Source organism: Spongiactinospora gelatinilytica (assembly GCF_003236385.1).
GTDB lineage: Bacteria > Actinomycetota > Actinomycetes > Streptosporangiales > Streptosporangiaceae > Spongiactinospora > Spongiactinospora gelatinilytica.
In genome coordinates this window covers 1-13,117 of record NZ_POUA01000042.1, presented here as the reverse complement: position 1 = coordinate 13,117, position 13,117 = coordinate 1, and the positions used below count along the sequence as shown (strand labels likewise).

Here is a 13,117-nt window from a genome sequence, read left to right as displayed (position 1 = left end):
CGTCACCGCAACGCCCCTCGCAGCGACGCCGACACCAGCTCCACGACCAGCACGATCGCGAAGATCGGCAGCACGATCGCGGTCACCACGTCGTAGTCCAGCGAGCGGATGTGCCGGCTGAGCGCGAAGCCGATCTCGCCCGCGCCCACGATGCCGAGCACCAGGAAGGAGCGCAGGTTGACGTCCAGGGCGTACAGGGAGTGGCCGGCGAGGCGCGGGGTGAGCTGGCCCAGCACCGTGTACAAAAGCTCCTGCACCCGGCCTGCCCCGGTCGAGAGGATCGCCTCCTTGGGGCCGGGGCGGATCTCCTCGGCGGTGTCGGCGACCAGCTTGCCCACGAAAGAGGCGGTGAACAGCGAGAGCGCGCAGGTGCCCGCCACCGCGCCCTCGGCGATCCCGAAGGCGGCCACGAACAGCAGGACCAGCAGCAGGTCCGGGATCGAGCGCAGGAAGGCCAGCGCGGCGCGGGCCACCGCGCGCACCGCCGGATGCGGCGCCACGGTACGCGCGGCCAGCAGGCCCAGCACCAGCCCGCCGAGCACGCCCAGGAACGTGGCGGCCATCGCGATCGCACAGACCTCGGCCAGGCCGGGGCCGAGCATGTCCAGCACCGGCGCGAAGTCCGGCGGGAAGAACTCGGTGAGCGCCCGCAGCGAGCCGGCGGCGGTGGCCGGGGCCGCGTCCGGCGTCGCCCCCGAGCGCCAGCAGGCCACCGCCGCGACGAGCAGCCCGCCCCAGGCCGCGACGTGCGTGACGGTACGGCCGGCCGTCCACGGCACCCGGGTGCCGCGCACCGGGGGCAGCCCGCTCGCCCGGCCGCCGCCGATCAGCAGCGAGCGCAGCCCCAGCGCGACCGCCTCCACCAGGAACACCACCGCCACCACGACGCACGAGATGCCGAGCGCCTCCCGGTAGTCGGTGAACCCGAACGCGGTGCGCAGGTCCATCCCGATCCCGCCCGCGCCGACCGCCCCGAGCAGCACCGAGGCGCGGAAGTTGATGTCGATCCGGTACAGCGTGACCGCCACCATGGACGGCACCGCCTGCGGGAAGATTCCGGCCAGCAGCCGCCGTACCGGCCCGGCCCCGGTGGCCGCCACCGCCTCGCCGATCCCGTCGTCGGCCGCCTCCACCGCCTCGGTGAACAGCTTGCCCAGCATGCCGATGGAGTGCAGGCCGAGCGCGAGCACGCCGGGCAGCGGGCCGATGCCGAGCGCCGCCACGAAGAAGATGGCGAACACCATGTCGGGGATCACCCGGCAGCCGACGATCATCGCGAGCGCCAGGGACCGCACGGCCGGGCCGGGCGTGGTGTTGCGCGCCGCCAGCACGGCCAGCACCGCGGCCGCGGCGACCGCGAGCGCCGTGCCCGCGATCGTCATCGACAGGGTGTCCAGGACGTGGGCGAAGGTGGTCGCGGGTGCGGCCAGCGTGGGAGTCCAGGCCCGCGCGAGCAGCGCCCCCATCGCGTCGCCGCCCTCGGCCAGGGCGGCGAGGCCGATCCCGACGTGCTGCACCGCGAGCAGGCCGAGCCCGGCGAACACGACGGGGTAGGCCCATGCGGCGATCCTGCGTGCGCTCGGCGGCGGCGTCAGCGGGACCGCGCCCGCGGCCGGCCCGAGGCCGCGGGCGCGGGTGGCCGATCCATGCGTCATGCGCCGGCGCCCACGGCGACCGGCGCCGCCGGCACGTAGACCTGCCGCAGCCGTTCCCGGTCGAGCGCGCCGGTCGGCTGGTCGAGCACCACCCGGCCGTCGCGCAGGCCGACGACCCTGCGGGTCCAGGCCAGCGCGAGATCGATCTGGTGCAGGCTGCACACCACGGTGAGCCGGTCCTCCAGGCAGATCCGGAACAGCAGGTCCATCACCTGGGCGGCGGACTCGGGGTCCAGCGAGGCCACCGGCTCGTCGGCGAGCACCAGTTCCGGGCGCTGCATGAGCATCCTGGCGATGGCCACCCGCTGCTGCTGACCGCCGGACAGGCTGTCGGCGCGCTGGTATGCGCGGTCGGCGAGGCCGATTCGGTCCAGGTGCTCGATGGCCGCCGTGCGGTCGGCCTTCGGCCAGGTGACGATGCCGTACCGGGGCAGCGGGTCGCGGCCGAGCGCGCCGGTCAGCACGTTCTCCAGTACCGTGAGCCGCCCGATCAGGTTGAACTGCTGGAAGACCATGCCGACCCGGCGGCGCAGCGCGCGCAGGGCGCGCCCGCGCGCGGTGGCGACGTCCACCCCGAGCACGCGTACGGTCCCCGAGTCCGGCCGGGCGAGCCCGTTGAGGTGGCGCAGCAGGGTGGACTTGCCCGACCCCGAGGGCCCGACCAGGGCGACCAGTTCGCCCGCCGTCACGGTCAGGCCGACGCCGTCGCAGGCGCGCGTCTCGCCGTACGTCTTGACCAGCGAGTCGACTTCCACGATGTGGTCCGTGCCGTGGTTCATGCCGCTACGCCTCCGAGCACTTGTCATGCTTGGTCGCCGCGCAGACCTTGCGGATCGGGTCGAAGGTGGCGTCGTTCACCGCGCCGAAGCCCCACACCTCACCGTCGGAGGTGACCTTGGAGGCGCCGGCGTCGGCGCAGATGCCGAGCGCGACCATGCGGTCCTTGTTGGCGTCCTTGACGAAGGTGTCGGCCAGTTTGGTCTTGATGTCGGCGGGCAGCGCGTCGCTGATGGCGATCGGGGAGTTGGGGATGGGCTCGGACTTCCAGACGACCTCCACATCGCCCTGCTTGATCTTGCCCTTGTCCACCAGGAGCTTGTCCACCATCTGGTCGTAGGCGAAGCCCGCGTCGCAGGTGCCCCCGGTCACGGAGGTGACGCTGTTGTCGTGGCCGCCCGCCATCACGGGGGAGACGCCGGTCTTGGGGTCGATGCCCGCGCCCAGCAGCGCGGCGGCGGGGAACAGGTAGCCCGACGTGGAGCCGGGATCGACGAAGCACACCTTCTTCCCCTTGAGCCCGGCCAGGTCCTTGATCGGGCTGCCGGCCTTGACGACCGCGTAGCTCAGATAGGTGGGCGGCCGCCCCTCGGTGACCGTGGACGCGATCGGGGTGATCTTGGCGCCGTTGTTCCGAGCGAGCACGTAGGAGAGCGGGCCGAACTCCGCGATGTCGATCTTGCCGGAGACGGTGCCCTCGATCACCGCGTTGTAGTCGGTGGAGCGGACGAACTTCACCTTCCTGCCGGTGTTCTTCTCGATCAGCTTGATGACGTTGGCGTAGTCGACGACCGGGTCGGCGTTCTGCTCGGCCGGGATGGCGGCGAACGTCAGCTCCTCACCGCTCTCGGCCCCTGCGGTGGACCAGGAGCAGGCGGACAGGGCGGCGACGGCACCCAGTGACGCGGCGCACAGCGCGCGACGTGACATGTTCAGGCTCCGATATGTGCTCGGTGTACTTTGCGGGGGTTTAAGGGTTGTTATCAGCTTTTGTCGTTTTGGCTGACTACAACCGTGCAGGTGCAAGTGGAGGAGACCTTCAGGGGAAACTGACGGCGCATGAACGGGCCGGTTAAATCCTGGTGACGCCCCCTATAGGACAGAATGCGACCGTTTGTCGGATGCTGCTGGAGTGGCCTAAGGGAAGGGGGGGTTCTGGCCAGCCGTAACCGGGGAGGCTAGCCTCGACTTTCGTCATCGGGGCTCCAACCGGTGCCCGTGCCCTGGCAAAGCGCGGGTGGACGGGAGGAGAGAGAGCAGCACAAGGGGATGGAACTCATGCCACAGCACCCGCCACTGGCTCCGGCGTGGCCGCCGAACCGCTTCGAGGTGCGCTGGGAGCTTCCCGGCGGCGGAGTGGAGAGCGACGGCTACCACTTCGCCGACTGGGCGCGTGAGGCCGCCCGCCGCGCGTACGGCCGCGGCATGGCGCGCAACGTGCACGTGGTGCGGCTCGGCGACGGCGTCGTGGTCTTCGACCCGGGCAACGAGGTCGAACTGCCGGTCGAGGAGTGGTGAGGCGCTAGACGACCGGTGAGGTCGATGAGGAGCCAGGGGTAGCCACTCCTTCCCTCCGCGTGCGGGGGACGGGCCGGCCATGAGGGTACATCGCCTTCGTCGCCCGCCGTCCGGCCCCCGATTGGAGAGCAAGCGCCATGCCGCCCTGGTCCGCCGAACTCGCGGGTCGCCTCGACCACCACGTCATCGACAGCGCGCTGCTGCGCGGCAACCCGCTCGGCGATCCGCACCGCAGGCCGCTGCTCGTCTACGTGCCGCCCGGCTACGACGACGAACCGCGGCGGCGCTATCCGGCCGTCTACGTCACCCAGGGCTACACGGGCCAGGTCGGCATGTGGCTGAACCACGTGCCGTTCCGCCGGTCCTATCCCGAGCTGGCCGACGCCGTGTTCGCCGAGAGGCGGGCCCCGCCCGCGATCGTGGTCTACCTCGACGCGTGGACCTCCTACGGCGGCAGCCAGTACCTCGACTCGCCCGCCACCGGGCGCTACCACTCCTACCTGTGCGACGAGATCGTGCCATGGGTGGACGCCAGGTACCGCACCCTGGCGAGCCGCGACCACCGGGCCATCACCGGCAAGTCCAGCGGCGGCTACGCGGCCATGGTCACCCCCATGCTGCGCCCCGGTGTGTTCGGCGCGCTGGCCACCCACGCGGGCGACGCGCTCTTCGAGGTCGCCTACCGGCCCGCGTTCCCGGCCCGCGCCCGGCTGCTGCGCGACCACCACGACGGGTCCTACCCCGGCTTTCTGGCCGACTTCAGGAGCAGGATCGCCGGCACCAGGCCGGGCGACCTGGAGCTGATGGAGATCTACGCCTACGCGGCGGCCTACTCCGCCGACGGCGACGGCACCGTGCGCATCCCCTTCGACGACACCGGCGCGGTCGTGCCCGCCGTGTGGGAGCGCTGGCTGGCCCACGACCCGGTGTTGATGGCCGCCCGGCCCGCGCACGCCGAGGCGCTGCGGTCGATGCGCGCGATCTGGATCGACGCCGGCGCCGGCGACGAGTACTACCTCGACTTCGGCGCGGTGGCCTTCCGCCGCGCCGTGCAGGCGGCCGGCGTGCCCGGCGAACGCGTCCACTTCGAGTTGTTCGACGCCGGGCACGCCGGCATCGAGTACCGCTACCCGCTCGCCCTGGCCTGGCTCTGCGAACGCCTCGCCGCCTGATCGGCCCCCCTGCGAAGGAGACCTCGCATGCATGATGACCGCCTACTCGCCGAGGCGCGTTTGGACCGCGTGCTGCGCGAACGCGTCCGCCCGGCGGTGTACGGGCGTGCCGTCCCGCTCGACGTCCAGGTGTGGCACGCTCCAGGGGAGCCGGTCCCCTTCGAGTACGCCGTCCGGCAGGACTACCGCCCGGCGCGGATCGGCGAGGCGTGGGGCCCGCCCTGGGGCACGAGCTGGTTCCGGTTGTCGGGCCGGGTGCCGCCGGAGTGGGCCGGGGAGACGGTCGAGGCGGTCATCGACATCGGCTTCGTCATCGAGCGCACCGGGTTCCTGTGCGAGGCGCTGGCCTACACCGCCGACGGCCGCCCGGTGAAGGGCATCAACCCGCTCAACGCCTGGCTGCCCGTGGCCGCCCCCGCGGCGGGCGGCGAGGAGGTCTTCTTCTGGGTCGAGGCGGCGGCCAACCCGATCATCCATCCGATCGGCGTGCCGACGCCGCTCGGCGACAAGGAGACCGCGGGCACCGCCCCGCTCTACCGGCTCCTGCGGATGGACCTCGCGGTCCTCGATCGCGAGGTCTGGGAGCTGGTCCAGGACATGGAGGTCCTTGACCAGCTCATGCACCAGCTCGGCGAGCACGAGCCGCGCCGCCACGAGATCCTGCGCGCCCTGGAGCGCGCGCTGGACGTCCTCGACCCGCTCGACGTCGGGAGCACGGCGGCGGAGGCCCGCGCCCGCCTGACCGGCGTGCTCGCCGCCCCCGCCCAGGCCAGCGCGCACCGGATCTCCGCCGTCGGGCACGCCCACATCGACTCGGCCTGGCTGTGGCCGCTGCGCGAGACCGTACGCAAGGTCGCCAGGACCACGGCCAACGTGACCCACCTGATGGACGCCGAGCCCGGCTTCCGCTTCGCCATGTCGCAGGCCCAGCAGCTCGCCTGGCTCAAGGAGCACCACCCCGCCGTCTACGAACGGGTCAAACGGTTCGTCGCCGGCGGGCAGTTCGTCCCGACCGGCGGCATGTGGGTGGAACCCGACACCAACATGCCCGGCGGCGAGGCGATGGCCCGCCAGTTCGTGCACGGCAAGCGGTTCTACGCCGAGGAGTTCGGCATCGAGACCGTGGACGTGTGGCTGCCCGACTCCTTCGGCTACTCGGCGGCGCTCCCGCAGATCATCAAGCTGTCGGGGTCGCGGTGGTTCCTCACCCAGAAGATCTCCTGGAACCAGACCAACCGGTTCCCGCACCACACCTTCTGGTGGGAGGGCATCGACGGCACGCGGATCTACACCCACTTCCCGCCGGTCGACACCTACAACTCCGAGCTGTCCGCCGAGGAACTGGCCCGCGCCTCGCGCAACTACGCGGAGAAGGGCCGTGGCACCCGCTCGCTGGTGCCGTTCGGCTGGGGCGACGGGGGCGGCGGGCCGACCAGGGAGATGGTGGCGCGCGCCCGCCGTACGGCGGACCTGGAAGGCTCCCCGCGGGTGCGGATGGAGACGCCGGTGGAGTTCTTCGAGGCCGCCGCCGCCGAATACCCCGACCCGCCGGTGTGGGTCGGCGAGTTGTACCTTGAGCTGCACCGCGGCACCTACACCAGCCAGGCCCGCACCAAACAGGGCAACCGGCGCAGCGAGCACCTGCTGCGCGAGGCCGAGCTGTGGTCGGCCACCGCCGCCGTCGCCGGGCTCTCCGGCTACCCCTACGACGAGCTGGACCGGCTTTGGAAAGGGGTGCTGCTCAACCAGTTCCACGACATCCTGCCGGGCAGTTCGATCGCCTGGGTCCACCGCGAGGCCGAGGCGGCCTACGCCGAGATCGACGCCGAGCTGGAGGAGATCATCCGGCAGGCGCAGCGGGCGCTGGCGGGCCGGGGCGAGCGGCCCGTGGTGTTCAACGGCTCGCCGTACGCCCGGGGCGGGGTGCCCGCGTTCGGTGCCACCCGCGCCCCCGAGGCCGACGCGAGCACGACCGTCATGACCATCGCCGGCGGCGAGTTCGTCATGGACAACGGGCTGCTGCGGGTCGCCGTGGGCGGCGACGGGCTGATCACCTCGCTGCGCGACCTCACCGCCGGCCGCGAGGTGCTGCCCCCCGGCGCCCGGGGCAACCTGCTCCAGCTCCACAAGGACCTGCCCATCAGCTGGGACGCCTGGGACGTGGAGGGCTACTACCGCAACACGGTGACCGACCTGGTGGCGGCCGAGGAGGTCGCCGCCGACGACGCCACCGCCGTGCGCGTGGTGCGCGCCTTCGGCTCCTCCCGGGTGCGCCAGACGCTGCGCCTGTTGCCCGGCGCCCGCCGCCTCGACATCGAGACCGAGGTCGACTGGCGCGAGCGCGAGCGCATCCTCAAGGCGGCCTTCCCGATCGACGTGCGGGCCGACCGCTCGGCCGCGGAGATCCAGTACGGGCACGTGTACCGGCCCGCGCACGCCAACACCTCCTGGGACGCCGCGAAGTTCGAGATCTGCGCGCACCGCTGGCTGCACGTCGGCGAGCCGGGCTACGGCGTCGCCGTGGTCAACGACTCCACCTACGGCCACGACGTCACCCGGCAGCCCACGCCGGGCGGCGGCACCGCCACCACGGTACGGCTCTCGCTGCTGCGCGCCCCCCGCTTCCCCGATCCGCAGACCGACCAGGGCATGCACCGGTTCCGGTACGCCATCGCGCCCGGCGCGGCCATCGGCGACGCGGTGCGCGAGGGCTATGACCTCAACCTGCCGCCGCGCACCGTGCGGGGGGCGCACGGCGTGCGCCCACTGGTGTCCCTGGAGGGCGAGGGCGTGGTCGTGGAGGCGGTCAAGCTCGCCGACGACCGCTCCGGCGACCTGGTGGTGCGCCTGTACGAGTGCCTGGGCGGGCGCGCGTCGGTACGGCTGAGCTGCGCCGTACCGGTGGCCGAGACGATCGAGACCGACCTGCTCGAACGGCCGCTCGCGGGCGGGCGCCGCCCGGCCGCGCCCGACGATGAGCTGCGGCTGCGGCCGTTCGAGATCGTCACGCTCCGGCTACGGCGGGCCTGACCGTCAGCAGGTCGCGAGCATCTCGGCCAGCGCGGTCTTCTCCGCGTCGTCCACCGCGAGCCCCCACCTGAACTTCACGTCCACCCACGAGCGGGCGTAGGTGCACTGGAAGCTCGCCAGCGGCGGGCGCCAGAGCGCCGGGTCCTTGTCGCCCTTGGCCTGGTTGACGTTGTCGGTGACGGCCCAGAGCTGGCTGGAGGCGAGGTCGTTGGCGAACGCCCTGCGGCGCTCGGTGGTCCACTGGGACGCGCCGGACTTCCACGCCTCCGACAGCGGCACCATGTGGTCGATGTCGATGTCGGAGGCGCGCGTCCAGGTGATTCCGTCATAGGGGGAGAACCAGCTCCCGGAGACGGCGCGGCAGGCGGCGTCGGTGGTGACCTGATCGCCGTCCCGCCGCAGTACCGTCTCGCGGGTGTCGCAGGTCCCCGACACCGTGGTCCAGTGCGGGAACAGCTCCCGGTCGTAGCCGGCGCTGCTGCCGGGCGGGGCGATGGGCAGCGCCTCCAGGCTGGTCAGGGCGGCGGTGACTGGCGGTGGCGGAGGCGGCGAGGCGGCGGCGGGAAGGGCGCCGAGCAGGACGAACGTGATCGCGGACGCGGTTGCGGCAAGCGCTCTGGAGTGTTTCACGCGCGGTGACGGTAGAGATCACCGGTACGGGCGACGGCGGTCCCACACCGCCCCCGGCGCTTCCCGTGCCGTCCCTTGGCCGTGCTTCGATGGTGTAATGTGCCGGGCATGACCTGGCGACATTGATCTTCACCTGAACACCGGCTGACGCGTCGGCTCTACGCCTACGCGTTTCTTGATGACTTCATCCTGCTCTATCCGGTCTATGCGCTGCTGTTCGCCAAGACCGGTTTGTCGGCCGCCCAGATCTCCACGCTGTTCGTGATCTGGTCCGTCGCCTCCTTCGCGTTCGAGGTTCCGTCCGGGCTGCTGGCCGACCTCTTCTCGCGCAGGCTGCTGCTGGTCATCTCGCCGATCGTCACCGGCGCGGGTTACGCGCTGTGGACCTTCCTGCCCGGCTATCCGTCGTTCGCGGCGGGCTTCGTGCTGTGGGGCGCGGGCACCGCGCTGACCTCGGGGGCCTGGGAGGCCCTGGTCTATGAGGAGCTGGCGCGCATCGGCCGCGCGGACTCCTACGCCAGGGTGATCGGGCGTGCCCGCGCCATGGGATCCACCGCGATCCTCGCGGCGAGCGCGCTGGCCGCGCCGGTCCTCGCGTGGGGCGGGCATCCGGCGCTGGGGGCGGCGAGCATCGCGGTGTGCCTGCTGGGCGCGGTCGCGGGCATGGCGCTCCCCGAGACCAGGGCCTCACCGGGCCAGGACGCGGGCGCTGCGGGTTCCGCGGGCGAGCAGGGCGGCGCCCGCGCGTTGCTGCGCGACGCCCTCGCGGCGGTACGGCAGGCCCCGGCGCTGCGTCTCACCCTGCTGCTCGCCTCCCTGCTCACCGGCGTCACCGCCATCGACGAGTACCTGCCGATGCTCGCCGCCGGAACCGGGGTGGCGCTCGCCGCGGTGCCCCTGCTGGTGCTGGTGACCGACGTCGGGGCGGTGGCCGGGGGCTGGCTGGCCGGGCGCGGCACCCGATGGCTGACACCCGTGCTGGCCCTGGCCGCCGTCTGCCTGGCGGTCGGCGCGGCCACGGGACCGGCCGGATTCGCGCTGGTCGGCGTGGCCTTCGGCGGGTTCCGGTGGGCCATGGCGGCGGCCGACGCCCGGTTGCAGGAGCAGGTCGGCGACCGCTACCGCGCGACGATCACCTCGGCGGCGGGATTCGGCTCGGAGGTTGTGGCGGTACTGCTCTTCGCCGCCTACGGCGCGGGCTCGGCATGGGCGCCACCGTGGCAGATCTTCGCGGCGGCGGCGGTGCCGTACCTGCTGATCGCCCTCGGGCTGCGGCGGATCCCGCGGTGAGGCGAGCGGGGCGCGGTCGCCGCCGCCGTGCGGAGGGGTTCGCGGTGCCGTACCTGCTGATCGCTCTCGCGGTGAGGCGGCCCGGCGGGCCTGTCAGGTGGCGAGCGGGGGGCGGGCGGCCGCCCCCGCCGCCGTGCCGAGGAGTTCGGCAAGGGCGGTGCGGTCGTTGACGCCCGTGCGGTCATAGACCGCGCACAGCGTGTTGGCGACCGTCCGGACCGACACCACCAGGCGTTCGGCGATCTCCCTGTTGGTCAGGCCCTGGGCGGCGAGTTCGGCGATCTGCCGCTGCCGCGGGGTCAGCTCGGGGAGTTCCAGGCCGGCGAGCGCGGGGGTGCGGGCCCCCTGGCAGCGCCGGGCCAGGGCGCCCGCCCTGGTGGCCGAGGTACGCGCGGCGCGGCGCGCGCCCGCGTCGCGGTGGCGGGCCGCCGCCTGCGCCGCCGCCTCGGCCGCGTGCAGCAGCATGCCGAGCTCCTCGAACGCGGCGGACACCGCGTCGAGGTCGCGGCCGGTGCCGGCCGCGGCGTGCCGGACGAACAGCGCGGCCAGCGGGCCGTCCACCTCCAGGGCCGCCAGCCTTTCGGCGACCAGCTCGCCGTGGCCCAGCCGGACCACGTCGTGCAGCGCGAACGGCGCGTAGCACCGCAGGGTCGATTCGGCGAGCCGGAGTGCCGCCGCGATCGCCCCCGGTACGTCGCCGCGCGCGGCGAGCGTCCACACCCGGGCCGCGCGCAGCGGGAACACCACGTGCGGGCCGATCGGCAGGGTGATCCGCTCGGCCAGCTCCAGCGTGTCGGTGGCCGCGCGGGCGTCGCCGAGCAGCGCGTGCGCGTGCGCCAGCTCGCTCAGGCACTGCCCGGCCAGCAGGCCGCGCGGGGGCAGGTTGGCCACGGCGTCGGCGGAGGCGTCCACGGCGTCGGCCACCCGGCCGCGCAGCCGCAGGATCTGCGCCCGGCGCGAGCCGAACTGCGGCGGGGGCCGCTGCCAGGGCCCGAAGCCGGCGCCCGGCTCGGCCCCCTCGCGGGTGAGGCGTTCGGCGGCGTCCAGGTCGCCGGTGAGCAGCGCGGCCTGCACCGCCGTGTCCGCCAGCGCCGAACTCAGGCCCGGCCGCGCGTCCGGCTCCTCGGCCAGTACCGCGAGCGTGGCGTCCACCATCGCCAGGCACGCGGTGGCCCGGCCCTCCCCGAGCAGGATGGCCGCCTCGGTGGTGCCGTTGCCGCGCAGCGCCCGCGGTCCCAGCGGGCCCAGCTCACGCGCCCGGGCCAGCAGCGCGCGGGCGGCGCGTACGTCGCCCGCGGCGCTCTCCAGCGACGCGCGCATCGCCATCACGCTCTGGTGGGTGGTCACGTCACCGGCCGGGAGCGGGATCTCGCGCAGCAGGGCGCGCGCCTGGTCGATCCGGCCGATGCCCCAGACGAGGTTCAGCGCCCGCATCAGGCCGCAGTCGGCCCTGGTGGAATCGTCCAGGTCGCGCTCCCACGCGGCGGCGTAGATCTCCTCGGCCTCCTGGTGGCGGTCCCGGCCGGCCAGCACCGCGCCCAGCTTGGGCAGCGCGCGTACCGCGCCGGCGTCCACCGCCGCCCTGGCCAGGCGCTCGGCGAGGTCCAGGTCGCGCATGGACCTGGCGAGGTCGCAGGCGGCCAGCAGCAGGGCCGGATCGCCGGGCACCCCGCCGTCCAGCCGCCAGAGGGCGACCTTCAGCACGTCCTCGCGCCGTTTGGAGCCGAGCGCCGTGACGGCCTCGGCCAGCGCGCCGGCCCGCTGCCGGGCGAGCGGGGCGGCGCACCGGGCGCGCGCGACCTCCCCGTACAGCGGGTGGGCCAGGCGGACCTGGATCCTGCGGCCCTCACGGCGCACGATGACCAGCCGCCGCTCGATCAACCGCTCAAGGGCCACCCGGCCGCCGGTCATCCCGGCCAGCAGCCCGGCGCCCACCGGCTCGCCGTACGCGACGAGTTCCAGTGCGGTCCGTTCGGCCTCCCGCAGCCCGGCGACCCGCTCGGCGATGAGGTCGCCGAGCGCGCCGGGCACGGGCTCGGGGCCGTGCCAGCGCCACTCGCCGCGAACGCGGGCGAGCCGCCGGGACAAGGTGAGCTCGGTCAGGTGGAGCGGATTGCCCTGGGCGGCGCGGCACAGCAGGGCGGCGGTGGCCGGTTCGACCGGCCCGTCCAGCCCGGCCGTGAGCAGGCCCGCGCTCTCGCGGGGGGACAGCGGGGCGAGGTCCATGCGCGGCAGCAGGTCGTCCTTCCACAGCGCGAGGACGGGGTCGGGGGGCTCGACATCGGCGCGGACGGTCGCGATCACGCGGGTCTTGCCGTTCGCCGCGATCCGATGGACCAGCGCGGCCGAGGCCGGGTCGAGCAGGTGCGCGTCGTCGGCCACCAGCACGGGCGCGGTGATCGTGGCGGCGGCCCAGCGGAGCGGGCCGTCGGCGGGCGGCTGCGCGGCGGGCAGCAGCGGGGCGAAGGCCCCCAGCGGGATCCGCCGCACCGCCTCACTGCCGCGCACCCAGGCCACCCCGGGCAGCCCGCGCACGGCCCGCGCGATGAGCCGGCTCTTACCCACGCCCGGCGGCCCGGCCACCACCAGCCCGCCCTCCACCGACCCGATCCGCGCCACCGCCTCGGTACGGCCGGCGAACGGCCACGGGTTCACCACCCTTGAAAGGCTATGTGAGGACCAAGACACATGCGAGGGTATGCACCCCGCCGATCTTCCAGCCTCAGCCACACCGACCCGTGCGCATCCGACCGCGGGGCCACCGGATGGTGCGGCTCGCATGGTGGCACCCCCACCGCCTCCGGCGCGGGAGACCCCGCCCGGCGGCGGTCATAGGTTCATGGCCGGTTGGGATCGTGTGGGCTGTACGCGGGCCGGGCCGGTCAGGCGCGGCGGGACCCACCGGGGTCGTGGGGTGCGTGCGGGCCGGGTCAGGCCAGATGCGGCGAGCCGCGCTGGCGCATGGTCCATCAGATCGCGGTCGGGTCGGATCGTGCGAGCTGTGGGGTGGTGCTCGGGGGCGATTCAGGTACTGCGGGGTACGCC

At 73.8% G+C, this 13,117-nt stretch carries 9 protein-coding genes; 4 read left to right on the top strand and 5 right to left on the bottom strand.

Annotation, left to right across the window (positions count from 1 at the left end):
* Positions 1 to 2: 2 nt before the first annotated feature.
* The 3 genes from phnE to C1I98_RS08340 are packed head-to-tail and all read right to left on the bottom strand — an operon-like array spanning position 3 to position 3,362.
* Positions 3 to 1,655, bottom strand: a complete 1,653-nt coding sequence (gene phnE / locus C1I98_RS08350; protein WP_111166500.1) for a phosphonate ABC transporter, permease protein PhnE — start codon at positions 1,653 to 1,655, stop codon at positions 3 to 5.
* Positions 1,652 to 2,434 carry a phosphonate ABC transporter ATP-binding protein gene (gene phnC, locus C1I98_RS08345; protein ID WP_111166499.1) on the bottom strand — a complete coding sequence of 261 codons (783 nt, stop codon included), beginning with the start codon at positions 2,432 to 2,434 and terminating at the stop codon, positions 1,652 to 1,654. Before phnC ends, phnE begins: the two co-directional genes overlap by 4 nt.
* Positions 2,435 to 2,438: 4 nt before the next feature.
* Complete coding sequence (locus tag C1I98_RS08340; RefSeq protein WP_111166498.1) at positions 2,439 to 3,362, bottom strand: phosphate/phosphite/phosphonate ABC transporter substrate-binding protein; 924 nt, start codon at positions 3,360 to 3,362, stop codon at positions 2,439 to 2,441.
* A gap of 348 nt (positions 3,363 to 3,710) precedes the next feature.
* Between C1I98_RS08340 and C1I98_RS08335 the strand changes: the two genes are divergently transcribed.
* From C1I98_RS08335 to C1I98_RS08325, 3 genes are all read left to right on the top strand, one after another.
* Complete coding sequence (locus tag C1I98_RS08335) at positions 3,711 to 3,950, top strand: hypothetical protein (RefSeq protein ID WP_146607333.1); 240 nt, start codon at positions 3,711 to 3,713, stop codon at positions 3,948 to 3,950.
* A 137-nt stretch (positions 3,951 to 4,087) separates the two neighbouring features.
* On the top strand, positions 4,088 to 5,122 hold the full coding sequence (locus C1I98_RS08330; RefSeq protein WP_111166496.1) for an alpha/beta hydrolase-fold protein: 1,035 nt from the start codon (positions 4,088 to 4,090) through the stop codon (positions 5,120 to 5,122).
* 27 nt (positions 5,123 to 5,149) lie between these two features.
* Positions 5,150 to 8,152: an alpha-mannosidase gene (locus tag C1I98_RS08325; RefSeq protein WP_111166495.1), complete on the top strand. Its 3,003-nt coding sequence runs from the start codon at positions 5,150 to 5,152 to the stop codon at positions 8,150 to 8,152.
* Positions 8,153 to 8,155: 3 nt separating this feature from the next.
* Here C1I98_RS08325 and C1I98_RS08320 read toward each other — a convergent pair whose 3' ends face one another.
* On the bottom strand, positions 8,156 to 8,782 hold the full coding sequence (locus tag C1I98_RS08320) for an HNH endonuclease family protein (protein ID WP_111166494.1): 627 nt from the start codon (positions 8,780 to 8,782) through the stop codon (positions 8,156 to 8,158).
* A gap of 144 nt (positions 8,783 to 8,926) precedes the next feature.
* On the opposite strand from C1I98_RS08320, the gene C1I98_RS08315 reads away from it, so the two are divergent.
* Complete coding sequence (locus C1I98_RS08315; RefSeq protein WP_199536804.1) at positions 8,927 to 10,072, top strand: MFS transporter; 1,146 nt, start codon at positions 8,927 to 8,929, stop codon at positions 10,070 to 10,072.
* A gap of 93 nt (positions 10,073 to 10,165) precedes the next feature.
* On the opposite strand, the gene C1I98_RS08310 is transcribed toward C1I98_RS08315, so the two are convergent.
* A complete protein-coding gene (locus tag C1I98_RS08310) occupies positions 10,166 to 12,730 on the bottom strand; it encodes a LuxR C-terminal-related transcriptional regulator (protein WP_146607332.1) in 2,565 nt (854 codons plus the stop codon).
* Between the last annotated feature and the right edge of the window lie 387 nt (positions 12,731 to 13,117).

Bases quoted from the DNA above. Each gene is read 5' to 3' on its own strand.
- phnE (WP_111166500.1), bottom strand. From the start codon at position 1,655: ATGACGCATGGATCGGCCACCCGCGCCCGCGGCCTCGGGCCGGCCGCG.
- phnC (WP_111166499.1), bottom strand. From the start codon at position 2,434: ATGAACCACGGCACGGACCACATCGTGGAAGTCGACTCGCTGGTCAAG.
- C1I98_RS08340 (WP_111166498.1), bottom strand. From the start codon at position 3,362: ATGTCACGTCGCGCGCTGTGCGCCGCGTCACTGGGTGCCGTCGCCGCC.
- C1I98_RS08335 (WP_146607333.1), top strand. From the start codon at position 3,711: ATGCCACAGCACCCGCCACTGGCTCCGGCGTGGCCGCCGAACCGCTTC.
- C1I98_RS08330 (WP_111166496.1), top strand. From the start codon at position 4,088: ATGCCGCCCTGGTCCGCCGAACTCGCGGGTCGCCTCGACCACCACGTC.
- C1I98_RS08325 (WP_111166495.1), top strand. From the start codon at position 5,150: ATGCATGATGACCGCCTACTCGCCGAGGCGCGTTTGGACCGCGTGCTG.